The sequence below is a fragment of the Paenibacillus sp. MAHUQ-63 genome, from assembly GCF_028765165.1.
Lineage (GTDB): Bacteria > Bacillota > Bacilli > Paenibacillales > NBRC-103111 > Paenibacillus_E.
The window spans coordinates 1,493,562-1,513,401 of record NZ_JARADB010000002.1 but is presented as its reverse complement, the minus strand read 5'-3'; the positions used below and the strand labels follow the sequence as shown (position 1 = coordinate 1,513,401).

The window sequence follows — 19,840 nt, the reverse complement described above, 5'->3', positions numbered from 1 at the left end:
TTTAGAGGGGCGATTTTATGACCAAACCTTGGTTCTATCGGCTTCTATTCTCTTACTTGCCTGTATTTTTCATGATCACTTCCGTACTCATTGTGCTTATCATTCTTTCGATCAGCCAATTGTCCAAAAAAGAAGCTGTCAATGCAAATAAAACATATGCTTTACATATCATGCAGTCGGTTGACTACACCTTGAAGACGATCGATGAATATGTGATCAAGGAGCTGCAGACAAATCCGCGGATCGACCAGTTTTTCGACAACAAACTAGAGGGAAATCCCTATTACTCCGCTTATGAAATCACGGAATTAATTCGGGGAATGATGAATTACAACAACTTTATTGATTCGGTATATTTTTACCGGGATTCCGATCGAATGGTCATCAGTCCGAACACGATGATAACGGCAGACCGTTTCGGCGATAAAGCATTTATAGAAGAGATGATACAAAGCCCTTCCAAATACCAGCTGACCAATCAGCGGGTTTTCAAGGAATTTGCTGAGATGGATGGGCGTAAAGTCGTTATTTCTTTAGTACGGAAGTTTCCTCTGTTATCCGGGCAAAAAGGGATCATTGTTGTCAATATCAGCATGGATTCTATTGTAGGAATGGTCGGCGGCATGTCCAATTCTAAGATCAGCTTCATCCACGTATACGATTCCGAAGGCAACCGGCTGATGGCTTCCGGCAATGCAGATGGAGCCGATAAAGGCTCTGAGCTGACCCGTATCCGCTCCACTTATACGAACTGGGAATACCGCAGCGGTCTCAACGATGAGTATTTATATACCTTCACCTCTGTCTTCTCTTATGTATGGATCGGATTGGGACTGGTAATGGTCGTTCTTGGCGGGATCTGGATGACCTATGTGACCTATCGGAATTATCAGCCGATTAAGCTGATTATGTCCCGTATCCATGCCTATTCCGAATTGAAGCCGTTGGGTTTCGAGGGCAAGAGAAAAGACGAATTCCAGTATATCGACCGAGCCATCAGCAATCTCATGGAGTTATCCCTCCGCTATGAGAAGCAGCATGAAGAAGATATCGTATTCAGACAGCGGCACTTCTTCAAAGAATGGCTGGAAGGCAGCCGCGCGATAGATTATGAAGAATGGAAAGTCGAGATGAAACGGCTGCAATTGCCTACGGACTTCGGTCAGCTGGCTGCGGCCGTCATCGAGATGGATAAGTATATGGAAGTATGCCGCATGTTCTCTCAGAGGGATCAAGAATTGCTGAAATTTGTATTAAGCCGGGTCGTGTATGAAACGGCTGAATCGCTTAGCCTGACGGTATGGGCGGAATGGACGGCTACGCACAGGCTTAGTGTTGTGATATTTGCCGATGAGAATGTGAAAAACAGTGAGAAGCTCGCAGCCAATCTGTGCGAAAATATACGTTCGTGGGTCGAGCAGCATTTGCATTTCCGCATTACACTGGGTGTCGGGCATGTGGTCGGACAAGTACAGGAGCTGGTTCATTCCTATGAGGCTGCCACCCATGTTCTACGCTTTAAATCGACCTTAGGGACGAATCGGGTTCTCTATCATTGGGAGTCCGAAGCATCCGAGGAGAAGGAAATGTATAAGCACCTGCCTCTGATCAAATCACTGGCTCAGTCGTTTCGCTTGGGTGACAAGGGTTGGAAGCCGGCCTTGGAGCAAATTTTCACTGAATTAAAGGTCGGTTTGTTCTCATACGACGAGATTCGGAATCTGATGAATTATTTCGTTTATTACTTACACCGGGAGATGACGGAGCTCTCAGCCGAGCTGCAGGAAGTCATGCAAGCGGCACTGCCCCAGCTGAATGACGCCATTGAACGGTTCGATACGATCGAAGAATTGTATGCAGAGTGGTTCCACCAATTAGAAGAGGTGTCGCGGCGGATGGCACGGATTCGCGAAGACCGAAGCACACATGCCGTCATGAACCAAATTCGCACTTACGTGGAGACTCATTATGCAGATCCCGAGTTATCGCTTTCCTCGCTAAGCGAGCAATTTCAGCTTCATCCCTCGCATGTCAGCCGGGCATTCAAAGAAGAATTTGGCGAGAAGTTCGTTGATTATCTCGTTAAGATCCGGATGGAACAGGCGCAGAAGCTGCTCCACAGCAGTCGATATTCCGTCCAGGACATCGGGGTTAAGGTTGGCTACACGCATGCGATATCGTTTATTCGCGCCTTCAAGAAATATACGGGCGTCACACCTGGGGACTACCGGAAATAATCGGAATGATCCCATTTTTGCAAGGAATGTTTATCGTTAATTCTTGTTTATCCACCTCTGCGGCCGATCCGCACAAGCCTTTGTACAGCAAGGATTGCATAAGCGTATATTCGCTAATTCATGTATATTGAGCGCAACTGCACCTCTGGGGTACATTGATTCCATCGACGGCAAGGGAGCAAAAGATGGTTCAATTTCAACGCTTAAGGAGGTGACACGATGCCGCATACACCGTTAGACAACGTTCAAACAGCCCCCATGATGACTACCCGAAGATTTGACCGCAATACGGCCAAGTCGCTGCCCCGTCGTCGGTTCAAGCAAAACATGCCGCTGCTGGTTATGTTTGTACCCGTCATTGCTTACTTTATTCTTTTTCGATACTTCCCCATATTAGGAAATGTGATTGCCTTCAAGAACTATAACTTGATGGAAGGCATATGGGGAAGCCCCTGGGTTGGCCTCCAGCATTTCAAGGCACTATTTACCCAACCCCAGACGGTAACCATCATCCGTAACACCATCACATTGAGCTTATTAAGCATTGTCGCTGGTTTCCCTTTTCCCATCATCATCGCCATTTTACTGAATGAAGTTCGCGCCATGCGGTTCAAAAAGATCGTGCAGACGCTGATCTACATCCCTCACTTCTTTTCATGGGTCATCGTCGGAGGCATTGTCGTTACGATATTCGCCCAGCAATCCGGTATTGTGAACAAATTGCTCGAGCTATGGACGGGTCACACCACGGCCTTCTTGTATCAAGAACATAGCTGGATAGCTATCTTCCTTGGTTCTGGGATTTGGAAGGAAGCGGGCTGGGGAGCGATCATCTATCTGGCTGCTCTTACCTCGATCGATACGCATCTGTACGAAGCTGCCAGCATCGACGGTGCATCCAAATGGAAGCAGATCTGGCATGTCACGCTGCCCGGCATTCGCAGCACGATTATTCTCATGCTGGTTCTGAGTATGGGGAATGTCATGGAAGTCGGGTTTGATCATGTGTACACACTCCAAAATGCAGCCGTTTCGGATGTCTCGAATGTCATCAGCACCTATATCTTTATCGTAGGTGTCCAGGGAGGACAGTTCAGTTTAACGACAGCGGTCGGGTTATTTGAATCTCTGGTCGGCTTCTTCTTCGTCGTCCTTGCGAATCAACTTGCCCGTAAATTCGATCAAGGACTGTGGTAAGAAAGGAGCCTCCCCTTCATGAAACCAACTTGTGATGAGAAAATCTTTTATACGATCAATTATATGTTCCTTGGCCTTGCAGCTCTAAGCTGTGTGCTACCCTTGATGCATATTATCTCTTTGTCGTTAAGCAGCTATCAGGCGATTGTATCGGGGCATGTCACGCTGTGGCCGCAGGGCTGGACGATAGAAGCGTACAAAGCCTTATACAGCGGCACCAATCTGGTCAAAGCCTTTTGGAATAGTATCGTAATTACGATCGTAGGCGTTGGGCTAAGCATGTGGTTTACAATCATGGCCGCTTATCCGTTAGCCAAGTCATATTTCTATGCGCGCCGCTTCTTTACACTTGCTATCGTATTTACGATGCTGTTCGGAACGCCTTTAATTCCTCTATTTCTCATCGTGAAAAGTCTCGGCTTACTGGATACTTACGGCGCCATTTGGATGCCGGGACTGATCAGCGCGTTTAATATGCTCGTCCTTCGGACCTTCTTCATGAATGTGCCTGAAGAGCTTGAAGAAGCGGCTAGGATGGATGGCTGCGGGGAATGGAGACTTCTCACCCGGATTATCCTCCCTCTCTCCCTGCCCGTCTTGGCTACGTTGACTTTATTCTATGGCGTCGGATATTGGAATTCATTCTTACACGTGCTTATGTTCATCAATGACAGCACACGCATGAATTTGGCGGTGATGATTCAACAAATGGTCGCCAGTCAATCGATTCTTCAAGAGCTTAATTCCGTAAGACCCGATGATTTGCAGCAAATGACACCAGAGTCTATCAAAGCGGCCGGCGTAATCGTACTCATTGTGCCTATGCTGATCGTCTACCCTTTCTTGCAGAAGTATTTTGTCAAAGGGGTTATGATCGGCGCGATTAAAGGATAAGACGAAAGAAAACAGGACCTGATTTCAGATGTATGGGGAAACGAATGATCTAAGGGGGGATTTCCATGTTTATGTTAAGTAAGCGTCATCGGAAAGCTCTACTGTCTACGCTAGTCTGTGCTGCCGTACTGGCAGGCTGCTCCACACCTAAAACTGGCGATCCAGCGACACCGTCAAATCCGAATGCGACCTCTGGAACCGAACCTGCTGCCCGAGGCGCGATTACGGTCTCCGTCTATGACCGGGGCAATATTCCGCCGGAGGAAGGCAACTGGGATAAAAACCGTTGGGTGGACTGGATCAACAAGAACGGTCCGGTCGATGTGAAGTATACACCCGTTCCCCGCTGGGAATCGTTCCCGAAGTTTAATGCCCTGCTCGCCTCTGGAAGCGCACCGGATTTAATACTCGAGTATGATGCGAACTACAGGAACAGCTGGTATTCGCAGAAGCTGCTGATGCCGATTGATGAAATGGTTGATAAATATAGCACGAACTACAAACAAATTCTGGAGAAGTACCCGCTGCTCCGCAAGATTGGAACGAAGGAAGACGGCAAATTGTACGAAATCGGGCGTCTGAATGTCGTGGCCCCCCATCATCGTCTCTTGATCCGTGAGGATTGGCTCCAGAAGCTGAACCTCCAGGCCCCTACTACGACGGAAGAATTGTATAACGTCGCCAGTGCATTCGTGAACCAGGATCCAGACGGCAACGGTAAAAAGGATACGTTCGGTATCAACCTGAGCGGCGTCGGCTTCTCCGTAATCAGCCATATCTTCGGACGTTCGATCGACTGGGCCGAACAAAACGGTCATTTCGTCCATGATTGGGAACGTCTCCAAGCATCCGTCGAGTTCCAGAAGCGGTTGTTCGACGACGGTCTGGTCGATAAGGATTTTCTCACGGATAAAAACGGACAAAAAGGCATCCAAGATTTCATGAATGGAAAACTAGGGATTTTTGCGATCGACAGCGCCTGGTTTACCATCTCGAACTATGAAACGTTGAAGAAGAACAACCCTACGGCCAAGGTCATTCCAATAGCTTTGCCGAAAAGCCAATTCGGCCAATTCAGCCCGATTATCAGCACCCCCGTGCAAATGGTCGGTGTCGTCAATGCCAGAGCGAAAGATCCGAAAGCGGTTATGCAATATATTGACTGGATGGTGGATCCTGCAAATGCAAGCCTGCTGAAAAATGGCATTGAGGGTACACATTCGCAAAAAGGCTCGAATGGCTGTTTGCAGCCTATCGATACCGAGAAAAATAAGAAAGAGCTTTATACCGACGATCTGAACATGATGAGATCCGATTTGCTGCTGGGCAAATGCGCGGAAGTGTATCTGGTCAACCTTCGCCCTGAAGTGCCTGCACAAAAAGAACTGCTCGACATCAACCTCAAATCCAAAGAAATCTATATTAACAAAGATCGCCCGATCCCTTCGCTCGGTTATGACTTCTTGCCGGTACTGCCTGATAATCTGCAAGCGATTGTCAAAAGCACAAGCAAATCCAACAACATCGACAAAGGTGATATTTGGTTGAAAGCTCTGGTAGGCGGGACCAGCTATACGGCACAGCAGGCTGTGAAGGATGCCAAGGATATTTGGGAGAAAGCAGGCGGCAAGCAAGTCGATGATTATTATGCCAACTGGTATGAGAACAACAAAACCAAAGCATTCAGTATTGATGATCTGTACAAATTCGCTGAAGAATCGCAGAAAGAATTGAAATAAAACGAAGGAGGAGCGGCGCTCCCGAGGATGATCGGCCGGAGCGCCGTTTACACATGACGTAGACCCCGGATAGGACTAGGGAATCCTATTGATCATCTCATTCACCTGGAGGTAATTATGAGATCCCTACACAAGTCAAAACTCCTTGTTTCAATCCTTCTGTCGGCCATCATCGTCTCCCTGCTCCCGCTATTTCCCGCCGAACGTGCATCGGCTGCGGGAACAGGCATTACCCAAGACTATTGGAACAATATTCCTGGCGGGAAAGTCGAACAGATCCCATTAAAGGCGCCACCGACGGGCTCGAGGGTGCTCACCAGCTTCGAGACGCCGAACAATACGGGAGATCTCTACGGCTCTCGCCTATATGGCTTCCTAATTCCGCCTGTCAGCGGAGGCTACACGTTCTGGATTGCAGCGGATGACAGCTCCGAGCTATGGCTGAGCCCGGATGGCGATCCCGCACACAAAGAGAAGATCGCCTGGAATACGGTCTTCGCTAAGCCCAGAGAGTGGGGAAAATCGCCTACTCAGAAATCGGTGGTCATTCCGCTAACTGGCGGGAATCGGTACTATATCGAGGCGCTGCATAAAGAAAACACCTCGAGTGACAATTTGGCTGTCGCCTGGCAAGGTCCTGGGATCACCCAGCAGGTGATACCTGGGGCTTATTTGACCCCTTATGTGCTGCCCGAAGCGCCGGCAAATCCTGTGCAGGACGACACCGCGAATACATTCGGGTGGACGCCTGTTCCTGGTTATCCGGATGTGGCTTCCTATGAATACAGCACAGACCGCGGTTACACGTGGCAACCCGTAGCAACGAACCCGCTTCAATTGGACAATATCAATTACACGGCGGGCCAAATCCAGGTTCGGTTGAAAGAAACGGCCGCGCAGCCTGTCGGGAAAACCCTCTTTTCAACCGCCTTTTATACGCAAACGAAAGCGGAACAGCCTGCGCAGGTTTCTTCGTTGCTATGGCAAATAGGGCTTGATAATCAGCTGTCAACGGAATTCAGCGATTATCAATCAACCCCTGTCGAGTCGTTCAGCCTTCCTTCCGACTGGGCTACCCGCACGGATTGGAGCTCGATATCGAAAGGCTTAAAGCTTAGCCGCAACGGCTCTATGGTGATTACTTACAACTTAGCTGCGATCCCGGAGCATGGCGTCCAGTTCAGCTTCCGGAGTTTGGATGCGTATGTTTCCGTTCCGCAGGTAGCGGTATTTTCCAATCAAACGATGGCCGGTTTAATCCAGATTGTCGGTTTGAACGGCGGGAATACGACGCGGAAATTCAAAGAAACTTATGAGCTTTATATTCCTAAGGAAATGCTGAAGGTTGGATCTAATGAACTGATGCTGTCATTGGATCGGGGCTTATATGCAGGAACGGAAGGTGATGAATATCATTGGTTTGAGTGGGATTATGCCAAACTCGAGGCCTTGGGGTCTCCGGCCGCAGAGCCCATTCACGGGCGGTATATCCATCTGGGAACAGCGCTTGTCTCTCATGTGTTGAAAGACCGCGATTTGCAAACGATGGAAGTTACCAAATGGCTGGGACTCGCTTACAGCGGGAACGTCATTCGCTCCAGTCAATTCTCGCGGGAATGGCTAACCGCCTTGCGCGATTTGAATTTGGCACCGGTGCTCCTGCCCTTCGGAACGTACATCAAGGATCCGGAACTCTCGTCGGGCGTTATCCCAGAGAAACTGAAAGAGTATTACACGAATCTAATTGCAGAGAATGGAGATTTGTTCGAATATCTGGAGCTTGATAACGAACCCGGCGTGTTCAACAATGCCTTTGCCGCCGATTTGGCTCTTGCCAAGTATGTGAGTGAGCAAAAGCCTTTGCTAAACCCTTGGTTGAAAGCGGTTTCCCCCGGTTGGGCTTATTGGCCTTCCAAAGGGATTCCGGATGGCTGGGAGCGGGATCCCGCCTACCGCAGGCAGATCGAGGATTATACCGATATGACGAACGGTCACAGCTACACCATGAGCGGGATTACAAGCGGTGAAGGCGGCGCCCTCGTCGAGACACTCAAGACCTATCCTGAGTATCAGGGAGACGGATTGGCTAAACCGATGATGATGAGTGAAACGGGAGCGAATGATTTTCATACCGATAACAACCGTTATGATACGTTCACACATCGCTTCTCCTCCCTCTTCGACCGGGAAATGCGCAGTACCATCGGCTATCTCGATTACATTATGCAGCATGCGGCTTACTTCCGAGAGTACAGCTTGCTCCAAGAGGATATCGTGATGAAATCCGCCGACGATGCGCTATCATGGATCAATACAAGCGATCCCGATGAAACGCGATTAAAGGTTTTCCGCCGCTTAGCGCTTGCCTACAGTACGCATGGCAAACCGCTCCCTTATGTGTATACGAACCAGAATGAGCTGGCTGGGAAAAAGGCTTATTTCCGCGCGGTGGATACGTCAAGTCTTGGTGTGAGCGCTACCGGTGCGAAATCGAATAAAATTTTGCTCAACTTTGTTAACTTTGAAACGACCCCGGTTACGATGAACGTAAACGTTACACTGCCTTTGAACGCCCAGTACGCGGCCGAACGCTTTGGCGCCGGCAACTCGTATGCTGCTGCACGCAGTTTGACCACCGTTGACGCAGCTTCGGGCGCGCAGTTATCGGAAACGATCCAACCCGGTGAAGCCGTTCAGTACATTCTGACTCCACTCGAGCATGCCAAACCGAGCACCCCTGTGCTGCAAGCACGGGCCGTTTCTTACAAACAAATCAAACTGACATGGCAGCCTTCAACAGATAATGCGGAAGTAGCCGGATATAAGCTGTACGATAACGGTGTACTGCTAGCTAAGCTTCCTAGAGCCGTTACACGCTATTCACACCAAGATGTCAGCCCGGAAAGCGCACACACGTATACACTGGTCGCTTATGATGACTCAGGCAACGAATCCGAGCCGAGCGCCCCTATAGCCATATCTTCCTTAACTTTGCCGCAATCTCCGTTCACCACGACATCTACGGGAGCTTTGCATGTTGAAGCGGAACAAACGGAGCTCGAAGGCGTGACGCATCACGGCACATTCGTCGGCATGTATTATACGCAAGGGCGAATGAACCTGCTGAAACCGCCGGTCAAAGCCAACACCAATTATATTCTGAAGCTCAAATATAGTTCGGCTGCGAACAAAAAGGTCAATCTCGTCATCGACAACCAGTTGGTTCGCACCCTCGATTTGCCTGGAACGGAGCCTAACGTCTATACGACCGTCGAATATAACGTCATGATGCCTGCGGACATAAGCAACCTTGTGCTGTCCATCGTCAAGAGCAGCGATAATGTGTTCGCCTACTTCGATTGGTTCGAGCTCAAAGAAGGCATTTTGGATGAGACGCCTCACCCCCTCTGGACGAATGTCGTTCATTCCAGTTCCAATATGTATTATTCCGCATCTACCTTCGCTCTTGGCGCCAATGGAGCCGATCTCCATGAAACGTCAACGCCTGGCGACTATGCGGCTATGGGCTTTAAGGGCACAGGAGTTCGTTGGTATTCCGATATTGAGTCTACTTTAGGCGTGGCCGATGTTTATATAGATGATATCCTGCAAGCAACGGTGGATTTGAAAACGGCGAACACACAAGGCGCGAAGAAGCTCGTTTTCGAAAAAACAGACCTTCCTATGGCCAACCATATCATCAAAATTGTCGCCAAAAACGGCCGCATCATCCATCAATCGTTCGAGTTTCTCAGCTTGGAACGTCAGCCCTTAACACCTGGCCCCGATCTTATCGTCACCGATCTTGGAACGGATCCAGCAGATCCGTATGCCGGGCAGACGGGAGTTCGGTTCTATGTCACGGTGAAAAATGTCGGGATACTCCCAACCCCAGCCGGTATCATAACGGGAGCCGTGTTCGGCTTAAACGGCGGTTCGTTTGGTTATACGGATACGTATAATCAATCCATCCCTGTAGGCGGCAGTGTAACGCTATACCCGAATGCAGGTGGTGAAAATGGCTATTGGGAAGTGCCGAATGGCGAAGCCGCCTACCAATTGAGCGTCAATATCAATGATATCGGCCGATTCACGGAGATGGATCGCACGAACAATACCAAGGAGATGACGTTCCAGGTTACGAAGCGTGAGGTCTCCCCTCCTGTGACAACAGCGGCAGCGGACGGAGTAACGGGAGCAGGCACATTCAACAAGCAAGATGTGCATGTGACGTTTACGGCCCAGCATCCGACTGCCGGGGTTGGAATTAAACGGACGGAGTACCGTATTCAGGGGGGAACAGGAACGTGGCAGCCCGTCACCGTTCAGCCGGTCCCTTTCACCGATGAAGGTGTACACCAAATCCAATACCGCTCGATTGATGTCATAAATAACGAAGAAGAGCCTAAAGACTTGATTATTGGCATCGATAAAACGGCTCCGACAACGACCCACACCTCATTAGAGGGGTGGCTGCGAACACCGCAAACCGTCACATTCGCAGCTTATGATGCTTTGAGCGGTGTCCAAGAGACCTTCTACTCGCTTAATGGGGGAACTCCAACGGCAGGAAACTCCGTTACAGTAAACACTTACGGTCTGAACACGATACTCTATTACAGCTTGGATGCTGCAGGCAATCAAGAGGCTAATCATGTCGCGGAAGTACGCTTCGATCCGCAACCTCCGGAAATCAGCTTCACCGGTCCTCTAACCGTGTTTTGGACGGATCCGATTGTATGGCATGTTGGTATCACCGATGCTTTAAGCGGCGTTGCCTCCTCTGTGGTTAAACTGGATGGTACCGTTGTCAGCCCTAACATTAATCTTCAACCGCTGAGCTTGTGGTTAGGTCAGCATACGATATTCGTAATGGCCACAGATAACGCGGGCAATACGGCCGAACGTTCCTTCACAGTGAAGGTGATCATGGATCTCGATCACCTAGACGATTTGCTCCGTTTATTATGGAATTTGGGCTATTTCCAAAACCAAAACACCTATAACAACTTGCAGAATAAGGTTACTCTGCTTCAGAAGCTGCTAAACCAAAGTCAGCTAAAAGACCCGAATATCTTTGATGTTATCCTCAAAGACGGCAAGTATTTGGATCATACAACCGCCAAGCAGCTTCAGGATGCCATTGAATATGTGCAGCAGAAATTGAGGAAGTGAATCGCAAAGAAGGGGCCTATCGTCCAAAGTCACTTTTGGATGATAGGCCCTTTTTACGAAGATTTGATGTGTGCTGCCACCGGATCACTCCGTTGTTGATGCCATATAGACGTCACTCAAACAGCCAACTTGATAATAAGGATACTCCAGCTTTCTCTGTATCTGAAGGGCTATGTCCGAATTCGTCAGCCATTCCGCCACGTACAAACCTAGATCGATGGCTGCTGTTACACCGCCTCCAGTTACGACATTGCCATCCCTCACTACGCGCGCCTTCACAACTTCCATACAATAAGGAGCCAACAATTCGTAAGCAGACGAGTTGGTTGTCGCTTTTTTGCCTTCCAGATAACCAGCCGCCCCCAAAAGCAAAGCTCCTGTACAAACGGACACCTTATAGGGAACAGCCTCCGCAGTCCGGATCCATCCCATAAAAACCTCATCGAATCGAAGCTTCCTTGTCGCCATGCCGCCTGGGATAAAAACCAGATCATATCGACCTAAATGGGGAAGCACCTCGTCTACCCTCATTTGTAGACCTCTATCGTCTGTTACTTCGTCTTTATCGGCGCAAAAAGTCCAGGATACATTCTCTTTTGCCCTTAGGATGGCTAACCAGGTTATCGCTTCATAAAACCCGATAAAATCCATGCTTGTCATGCCGTCGAATAACACAAACGCCATTCTCATTGCATCACACGTCCTTTATTTTATCTCTTTATTCCTTCATCACTTTGTTATCTCTTTTCAAACTTCCCGATAATATCAGCCACAGCGTCCATGCTGACCGGCTTACTTATATAAGCATCCATACCCGCAGCTAGATATTTTTCATCATCGCCCTTCATGGCATGAGCGGTCACAGCCACAATACACGGACATTTGCCGGCGCCGGCCGCCGTTTCTTTGATTACCTTCGCAGCGGTTAATCCATCCATACAAGGCATCTGAATATCCATAAAAATGAGATCATATAGATAACGTTTAGCTGCTTCAACGGCTTCATTTCCATTTTGCACAATAGTCGTGTTGTGACCTAGTTTTTCTATCATTTTCGCTAACACAAGTTGGTTGACCTCATTGTCTTCTGCGATTAAAATTCTCAAGGATTGTTCAGTTGAACTCTCGATAGGATCATCCTGTTGGTGCCATTTATCCGTATACGAAGATTCCGGTTGGTTGCGGACCCTAAAGTTCGCTGTGAAGAAGAACGTGGATCCTGTTTGATCCCCGGAAGCCGCCTCATACCAGATTTGGCCCCCCATGAGCTCAACTAGCTTCTTACAGATCGCTAATCCAAGGCCTGTTCCCTCTGTCTTCCGAGTCATAAAGTGATCAACCTGATAAAAGGGATCAAATAAATGACCTACTTTATCTTCAGGCACACCTATTCCGGTATCCTTCACTGCGAATTGAAGCCGCACCTCATTCATTTCATCACTGACATGATCAACCGTAATCGAAACCGCTCCGCTAGGCGTGAATTTGATGGCATTGCTGAGTAAATTCATCAGAATTTGTCTTAACTTCGTCATATCTCCATAAATGAAGTCAGGAACCTTTGGACTGACGGAAGTTATAATCTCCAGGTTCTTCTCAAGCGCCTTCGACATGACGATGTCAAGCGTTTCATACAGAATAGACCGCACATTCATAGGTTCTTCCACTAATTCTGTCTTGCCGGACTCAATTTTCGAGAAGTCTAGAATATCGTTAATGATCTTGAGCAGTGTAACGCCGCTTTTTTTAATAATATGTACATACTCGGTCTGCTCTTCATCCAATTCCGTCTCTAAGAGTACATCGGTCATACCGATGACCCCGTTCATAGGCGTGCGGATTTCATGGCTCATCATGGCTAGAAACTCGCTCTTCGCTTTATTCGTTTTCTCAGCCGCCTCTTTTTCAATCAACAGCTTCTTTTGTTCCGTCATGTCTTTGGCTATGATGTAAAAGCCCATCATCTGGTTCTGGATAATAATCGGTGCTAGCGTGACTAGCACTTCAACGGTATGACCCGCTTTGTGTTGAATGTGCGTGATGTCTTTTTCAATTTGTTCGATAGCTGCATGATCGTTTAAAGCAATAAGCAACTTGGTCACATTTCTTGCGCCGATTAATTTGGAGATCCCTCTCCCGATTAACTCTTCAATGAGATATCCGGTCATTTGCTGCGCCCTGTTATTGCCATTGATGATCATGCCGTCCAAACCAAAAGAAATAATCGCATCGTGGTTATATTTCTTTAACGAGGTATACCGCTCGATACTTTCCTGCAGTTTCAGTTCAGCTTGCTTGCTCTTGGTTACATCGATAAATTGGCTGATCAAATATAAAGGCTTTCCGTCATTTTCGTCATGAACCATTGAGACATGTACAGATGTGCAAACGATGTGGCCATTTTTATGATAATATCGATTCTCTAATTCAAAAGAAGGAATAACGCCATCCAATAACTCCCGTAGTAAACGACTGGTCTGGTCACGATCATCCGGATGTCGAATATCATCAAACGTCATATTCATGAGTTCATCTTCGGAATAGCCGAAAATCCTGCATACCGCAGGGTTCACATTTAACCATTTTCCGTCTAAGGATATCAAAGCGATCCCAATCGGCGCACTTACATATAAATGTCTGAATAACGCCTGGGGGTCAAATATTTTCAAGTTCTGCATCCGCACATTCCTCCTCTTATGAAATGAATGTCTCAAGTGAATAAGGCGGCCTTGGCTCACTTCTCCCCTTTCCTTTTCGTCGTTTGGCCCATGTCTGCTCCTGCAACCTCTGCCCCAGCTTATCTTGGACGAACCATGCATACACGGCAAACCCAGCCAACAGCGCTCCCGACGTTAGCAAGAATGGAAGGGAATAATGGTTCCCCGCCAAAATATACCCCGCCCAGTAAGAAGCAATCGTATTACCGATACTGCGCGAAACGGTCCGCAGCCCGGCGAAAATATTGCGGTCTTCTTCGGCAACGGCGGACATGCATTCGCTGTCCATCAAGTTGTTCAGCATCGTAAACCCAGTCCCGCGAATCAGAAGCAGTACGGCGAAGACAGACCCCGGCATGCTAATCGCCATCAACCCTACCACAATACTATTATAGAGAAAAAGGAGCACGAAGGCTTTGCGGCTGCCCATTTTCTCCAACATGTAGGGCACAAGCAGCGAACCGATAAAAAAGAACACGCCTGAGAGCGCCAAAAGGCCGGAGATGCTGCTGTCCTCCATCCCGAATCGGAATTTCAGGATCACATTGAGGAATGGGCTCAGCAGACCGAAGGTGAAGCCGGAATTAAAGATCAGCAGCGCCAGCAGGATCATGAATGAATAGGCGTGCGTCTTCTTCTGCCGCTCCTTAGAAGGAACAGCAGCAGCCCCCTTGTTCCCGGCTGATTCCGCTTGTTCGTTGAAAGACGGGAGCAGCCAGCCTCTTAGAATACCGGAGAGCCCCAAACAGCCGCCGGCCACGAAAAAGGCGTATTGGTACAGCGTACTGTCCCCTGGCAACCACAACGGGAGATAACCTCCCAGCCATGTGCCTATGCCTGTGAATAGAGTAAAGATAGCAAACAAGAGTGAATAGGCGCTGGTCTCTTCTTTTTTCGTACGGCAATATTGGAAAATCAATTGAATTTCCGAATTCACGATGGCCGTAATGCTTAATGACCAGATGAGCTGTGCGGCGGTAACCATCCCGACACTGCTGCCGAAGCCGAAGATGACCAGCGCCAGACATGCCAGGAGCATGCCGATGACAAGCATCGTCTTGCGGCCTAAGTATTTGACGACGAAACCTGCCGGCAGACTGGTAAGTCCCACGGTGAGCGCGCCCAGCGAGGTGATGCGCCCGATGTCCTCTTTGGAGAAGCCGAGGTCCAGCAGATGCAAGTTCAAGATCAAGTTGAAAATGCCGGCGCCGATGCCAAATAGGCTCTCGGTTGCGATAAATCGTTTGACGCCGGGAGATAAATCACGGAATAAATCGACCGTATATGACCACATAGCTGTTCCTTTCCATTTGCTGTATGTTCTTATCTTACATGGTGGCGTCACATGGTTCAACACTTACAGAGTCAAGAATAAGGCGAAAAGAGCCGAAATCCCCGATAGATGCGTGGATCCGGCTCTTTTAAACGTTATTGTTTGTTTTTTACATATGTATTTAGAAAATGTATGAGTGCCTCGTAAAAGTCGCGTTCATTTTCAAGCTTATAATACCCGTGCCCCTCATTGGACTTCAGCATGTAAGGCACATCCACTTCCAGCTTGCGTAGCGCAGCAACCATTTGGTCCGACTCCGCTTGTTTCACGCGGGGGTCGTTCACGCCTTGAACAATCATAAGCGGCGACTTGATCTTGTCCGCATGGAGCAGCGGTGAAGCAGCTTCGAGCAGCTTGCGATCTTTCAGCGGATCCCCAACTTGTAGATACATTTGCGCACGCCCCAATTCCCAGTACGGCGGCATTGTGCTCAGAAATGTCAACAAATTCGAGGGACCAACTACATCTACGCCTGCAGCATATAAATCAGGAGTGAATGTCATGCCAGCCAGCGTTGCATAGCCGCCGTAGGACGCTCCGTAAATCCCGATTCGTTCCGGATCGGCAATCCCACGCTGAACCAGCCAGTTCACGCCGTCGGTGATATCGTTTTGCATCGCGGCACCCCATTGTTTATCTCCAGCGTGCAGGAACACTTTGCCGTAACCATCTGATCCGCGGTAATTTAATTGAAGCACCGCATAACCTTGGTTCGCAAGCAGTTGAACATCCATGTTATAGCCCCATGAATCGCGCGTCCATGGACCGCCATGCGGATGTACGATCACCGGCAATTTATTCGCGGCAACACCTTTTGGCAAGGTCAAATAGCCATGGATCGTGAGGCCGTCTCTGCTTTTGAATGAGATTGGCTTCATATCGGATAACTTGTCGGCATTCAACTTCGGTGCAACGTCGGTTATTTTTTCAAGTTTGCCTGTACGTTGATCGAATAAATAGTAACTGCCATAGGATTTATCACTATAAGTATGGACAAGTACCAAATCCTTATCTATCGGTCCGGCGAAATCCCAGCGAGTGGTTTGTAACTGATCCTCAATAGAGCGCGCGGTCGATTTGAACTCTTCGTCCAAGTAGACCCTATGCTTCTCATCCGTTTCATAGCTTACCGCTACGATTGCTTTCTTTTTGAAGGAGAATTTGACACTATTAATATCCACCTCGTCATTGACATAGAGGACATTGGTTTCCTTTTTCGCAGCAGGATCATACTGAACTAGAGCTTCCGTATTACGTGCAACCGATGACGCAGCATACAACTGGTTATTGTCATACGTGAACATGACCGGGATGAACGTATCGTTGCGATCGAATGTCGCTATCTTTTCAAATTCCTTCTCATCGTCCTCACGATAAAGCAGGCTTGTCTTCTCGCCATCCCTAGCCAACGCAGCGCGAACTTGCCCCCAATTATCAGCGACCCAATATTCTACATTGCCGGGGTTCTGCACATACATGTTGAGTTCGCCTGTCATCAAATTGATTCGCACGACGTCCATCACTTTCGTATCGCGGCGGTTCATCGTAATGAGCAGCTCATAATCCTTTTCATTTTTGGCCGGCCATATGTCCAGCAAATCCGATTTTACGTTCTTAAAAGGCGTTAAGTCCCTATCGTTCGATCCATCCACTTGGACTGCATGAATATGCGTGTTCTCGGAGCCGCCGCTATCTACGGAGTACACAAGTATTTGATTTGTCACCCAAAAAATATTTTGAATATTTTCATCCTTGGAGCTAGTAAGGCGTACGCTTTCGGACTGTCCGAGCTTTTGCACGTACAGATTCATACGATTTTCCCACGGATGCAGGTAGGCAATCGATTGGCTGTCAGGCGACAGTCGCAGCTGAATTTTATCCGGCAGTTGCAGAAAATCGTCCAAAGTAACTGCACCCTGCGTGAATTCTTCTTGCTGACTAAGCGTACGGTACAAAAAGAGAACAAGCTGAGCTCGCGTGACCTGGTCTTTTGGCTGGAAAGTCAACTGCTCCGTGATCCAATGCTGCTTCAGCTTCACAACATCATCACGATGAGCCATACCAATCGCATTCTCGTCTTTCAGCCAAGTCTGTATCCCATTGTTATTAAGCTTAAAAGCACGAACGAGCAGGCTGGCCATTTGCTCCCGCGTCAGCGGCGATTCCGGCTCATACTTCCCCCCGTCTCCCTGGACGATGTTCAGCTCCTTCAAGCTGTTCACCGCTTCTGCGTATGGACTCGTTGCCGGCACATCCGTAAAGCCGTTCAAAGCCTTAGGCTTCGCCGCATGAAGCGCATTGCGCAGCCAAATCGCTGCATCACCTCGCGTGACCGCATCGTCCGGATGAAAGCCACCGTCCATCTTCGCATCGTCGACGATGCCCTTTTGCTCAGGATGCCGATTGCCCCGCTGGCATAGTGCTCCAGCGGAACGTCCGGGTATGCATCTGCCTCGCTGCTTGCCTGCGCATACGCCGGCAGAGCGGCGAGTATGATCATAGCTGCAGCTAGGATCGATGCTGCTTTCTTGCGTAATGCCATTTTCATGGAAAGCCCCCTGTAATTTTCATATTACAAACAAGTTAAGGGTTACATTATATACCATTTTAGGATAAAAACATAGATTGATAGAAAAGATTTGTAGCCGGCTCTCCACATGCCCCTGCGGACTTTTTCTCGAAACCCCTCACAAGTCGAAGAGCTTGTCTAAACTAATTTACGGCGAACGAGCTGCCGTATTCGTGGTACCTGGCTAATGGCACGGATACCGTGGGGGGAACTATTATATGAAGACATGCGGGGGTTGGTACTGCACCTTGCCGGGCAGCTTCAGAAGCTGGCACCATTAAAAGAAACAAGGCTATCTTACTGCCGAGGAATTCCATATCGTTTCTTCAAGGATTCTAATTCAAATAAAAAATCCCCAAGCTTCGGGGATCTGTTAGCGGGTTTTCTATTCTCTGACACGCGACAGAGGCATGATTGGGGGACGAATTAAGATTTCTTGATGGTGTAGAATCCATATTGTTCAATTTCATCAAGCGCCCTGCGTCCAAAAGATTCGATCAGCTCATCAGCCCGGATTTTGGTTCCCCCTAGTGTAAGCCCGTCCCAGCGGACAATTCTACCGTCCTTAACCAAGAAATAATCATCCATACTACAACCTCCCAAATGAATATTTTGGAAATCTGTGCGCTATACGCAGAGTATGAATCTGCCTATCCCTATATTAGCATATTCCTCCAGCGTGAACAAAAGTTATACGGATTTTTATTCTCCCCTCACATAAGGAATTGTTAATGGTCCTAAAGGCAGAACGGCTACGCTCATCTCGCTGCCATATTTCTTCAGCAATTGCTGCAAAGTGGCTTCGATGTTATGGGTTGGGTGCAGCATCGCCTTCTCGACATCTTCATCCGTCAGCGAAGAATACAGATGTACATCGGCCCAAACCTGGATGACGGCTTGTTTCTGAACTTGCCATTGATCAAATTTCTGAAAGCTGCCGTCATTGATCATATCGAGAATCTCTTGCGGCGTTTTTCTTAATTGTAAGATTTCCGCATAATTACCGTGGTTCGGAATCCCATCCGAGCATTCGGAGGCACAGATAATGGTTCCGCCCTCTTTCACGATTTGATGAGCCGCACTCATCCCTTTGACCGCCTGATATAGATTCTGGTCCAATGGGTACCCTGAATTGGACGTAATGACAACATCGAACCGGCTTTCAACGGGAATCATCGCATGCTGTTTGGTGAAAGCGCATCCTCGATCATGGGCTTCAAACAGCTCCCCGGCAAAAACTTGCGTAATGGCCTTCGATTTATTCAGTGTCACATTAAGCATAAAATGAGGCTTGCACAATCGGTTCACTTCCCGAGTCATGTTCTGCAGAGGATTGTTCACCATGTTCCCCCATGTTGACAAGGGATCGCCGATCATTCGGGCGTTATGAAAGGTTAAAATGGTTTCAATACCGGCAATGCCTGGCATAATCCCTTTCGGTCCTCCGGAGAAACCGGCAAAAAAATGCGGCTCAATGAACCCTGTCACGATTCTGAAATCCGCCTCTACATACTCTTTGTTTAAATAGACGTCACATCCGAATTCACTTCGGCCCACATTCACCAGTTCATCTTGGTTATGGCAATGGTGATTGATGACCCGAATCCTGTCAACGACCGGCGCACCTAACATCTGCACAAATTCCTCTGCCGTTTGATCGCGATGAGTTCCCGTGCCGTTAATGATCACGAAGTTTGCTTCGGGCACATGAGCTAGTTCCTCCATGATCCATGGCACCAGCTTCTCATTAGGCGTTGGCCGCGTAATATCGCTGATCACAATCGCGACTTTGTCTGTAGATTTGACCATGTCCGCCAAGGGCGGCAGACCGATCGGGTTTCGCAGCGCCTGTTGAACGGCTTGTTTCTCTTCTGGCAAACCATCCAAATGATTCGGTTCGATGATCGTCGAACGGTCCGGCACTTCTATCGATAATGTTCCTTTTCCGTACAGCAAGGTCGTTTTCATAACATCGCTCC

General features: G+C 48.4%; 12 protein-coding genes. 5 read left to right on the top strand and 7 right to left on the bottom strand.

Annotated elements, in window-relative coordinates:
* Positions 1–17 precede the first annotated feature (17 nt).
* The 5 genes from PUT07_RS15120 to PUT07_RS15100 all read left to right on the top strand — a co-directional run bounded on the left by PUT07_RS15120 (position 18) and on the right by PUT07_RS15100 (position 11,242).
* Positions 18–2,237: an AraC family transcriptional regulator gene (locus tag PUT07_RS15120; RefSeq protein ID WP_274468988.1), complete on the top strand. Its 2,220-nt coding sequence runs from the start codon at positions 18–20 to the stop codon at positions 2,235–2,237.
* A 258-nt stretch (positions 2,238–2,495) separates the two neighbouring features.
* Positions 2,496–3,434 carry an ABC transporter permease gene (locus PUT07_RS15115; protein WP_274469332.1) on the top strand — a complete coding sequence of 313 codons (939 nt, stop codon included), beginning with the start codon at positions 2,496–2,498 and terminating at the stop codon, positions 3,432–3,434.
* An 18-nt stretch (positions 3,435–3,452) separates the two neighbouring features.
* On the top strand, positions 3,453–4,328 hold the full coding sequence (locus PUT07_RS15110; protein ID WP_274468986.1) for a carbohydrate ABC transporter permease: 876 nt from the start codon (positions 3,453–3,455) through the stop codon (positions 4,326–4,328).
* Positions 4,329–4,393: 65 nt separating this feature from the next.
* Positions 4,394–6,067, top strand: coding sequence for an extracellular solute-binding protein (locus PUT07_RS15105; RefSeq protein ID WP_274468985.1), 1,674 nt, complete (start codon positions 4,394–4,396; stop codon positions 6,065–6,067).
* A 117-nt stretch (positions 6,068–6,184) separates the two neighbouring features.
* On the top strand, positions 6,185–11,242 hold the full coding sequence (locus tag PUT07_RS15100) for an OmpL47-type beta-barrel domain-containing protein (protein ID WP_274468984.1): 5,058 nt from the start codon (positions 6,185–6,187) through the stop codon (positions 11,240–11,242).
* A gap of 84 nt (positions 11,243–11,326) precedes the next feature.
* Here the strand turns inward: PUT07_RS15100 and PUT07_RS15095 are convergent, their stop codons facing one another.
* The 7 genes from PUT07_RS15095 to larA form a co-directional block, all read right to left on the bottom strand.
* Positions 11,327–11,932, bottom strand: coding sequence for a DJ-1/PfpI family protein (locus PUT07_RS15095; protein ID WP_274468983.1), 606 nt, complete (start codon positions 11,930–11,932; stop codon positions 11,327–11,329).
* A gap of 47 nt (positions 11,933–11,979) precedes the next feature.
* Positions 11,980–13,920 (bottom strand): PAS domain S-box protein, encoded by a 1,941-nt coding sequence (locus tag PUT07_RS15090; protein WP_274468982.1) that lies wholly within the window; start codon positions 13,918–13,920, stop codon positions 11,980–11,982.
* A 16-nt stretch (positions 13,921–13,936) separates the two neighbouring features.
* A complete protein-coding gene (locus tag PUT07_RS15085; protein WP_274468981.1) occupies positions 13,937–15,253 on the bottom strand; it encodes an MFS transporter in 1,317 nt (438 codons plus the stop codon).
* A 134-nt stretch (positions 15,254–15,387) separates the two neighbouring features.
* On the bottom strand, positions 15,388–17,655 hold the full coding sequence (locus tag PUT07_RS15080; protein WP_274468980.1) for a S9 family peptidase: 2,268 nt from the start codon (positions 17,653–17,655) through the stop codon (positions 15,388–15,390).
* Positions 17,559–17,840, bottom strand: a complete 282-nt coding sequence (locus PUT07_RS15075; RefSeq protein ID WP_274468979.1) for a hypothetical protein — start codon at positions 17,838–17,840, stop codon at positions 17,559–17,561. The genes PUT07_RS15080 and PUT07_RS15075 overlap by 97 nt, the downstream gene beginning before the upstream one ends.
* A gap of 447 nt (positions 17,841–18,287) precedes the next feature.
* Complete coding sequence (locus PUT07_RS15070; RefSeq protein WP_274468978.1) at positions 18,288–18,449, bottom strand: hypothetical protein; 162 nt, start codon at positions 18,447–18,449, stop codon at positions 18,288–18,290.
* Between the two features lie 114 nt (positions 18,450–18,563).
* Positions 18,564–19,829, bottom strand: a complete 1,266-nt coding sequence (gene larA, locus PUT07_RS15065; RefSeq protein ID WP_274468977.1) for a nickel-dependent lactate racemase — start codon at positions 19,827–19,829, stop codon at positions 18,564–18,566.
* Positions 19,830–19,840 lie beyond the last annotated feature (11 nt).

What these genes read in the sequence shown, in the direction of transcription:
- PUT07_RS15080 (WP_274468980.1), bottom strand. Translation starts at nt 17,655, where the DNA reads ATGGACGGTGGCTTTCATCCGGACGATGCGGTCACGCGAGGTGATGCA.
- larA (WP_274468977.1), bottom strand. Translation starts at nt 19,829, where the DNA reads ATGAAAACGACCTTGCTGTACGGAAAAGGAACATTATCGATAGAAGTG.
- PUT07_RS15070 (WP_274468978.1), bottom strand. Translation starts at nt 18,449, where the DNA reads ATGGATGATTATTTCTTGGTTAAGGACGGTAGAATTGTCCGCTGGGAC.
- PUT07_RS15095 (WP_274468983.1), bottom strand. Translation starts at nt 11,932, where the DNA reads ATGAGAATGGCGTTTGTGTTATTCGACGGCATGACAAGCATGGATTTT.
- PUT07_RS15100 (WP_274468984.1), top strand. Translation starts at nt 6,185, where the DNA reads ATGAGATCCCTACACAAGTCAAAACTCCTTGTTTCAATCCTTCTGTCG.
- PUT07_RS15090 (WP_274468982.1), bottom strand. Translation starts at nt 13,920, where the DNA reads ATGCAGAACTTGAAAATATTTGACCCCCAGGCGTTATTCAGACATTTA.
- PUT07_RS15115 (WP_274469332.1), top strand. Translation starts at nt 2,496, where the DNA reads ATGATGACTACCCGAAGATTTGACCGCAATACGGCCAAGTCGCTGCCC.
- PUT07_RS15085 (WP_274468981.1), bottom strand. Translation starts at nt 15,253, where the DNA reads ATGTGGTCATATACGGTCGATTTATTCCGTGATTTATCTCCCGGCGTC.
- PUT07_RS15120 (WP_274468988.1), top strand. Translation starts at nt 18, where the DNA reads ATGACCAAACCTTGGTTCTATCGGCTTCTATTCTCTTACTTGCCTGTA.
- PUT07_RS15110 (WP_274468986.1), top strand. Translation starts at nt 3,453, where the DNA reads ATGAAACCAACTTGTGATGAGAAAATCTTTTATACGATCAATTATATG.
- PUT07_RS15075 (WP_274468979.1), bottom strand. Translation starts at nt 17,840, where the DNA reads ATGAAAATGGCATTACGCAAGAAAGCAGCATCGATCCTAGCTGCAGCT.
- PUT07_RS15105 (WP_274468985.1), top strand. Translation starts at nt 4,394, where the DNA reads ATGTTTATGTTAAGTAAGCGTCATCGGAAAGCTCTACTGTCTACGCTA.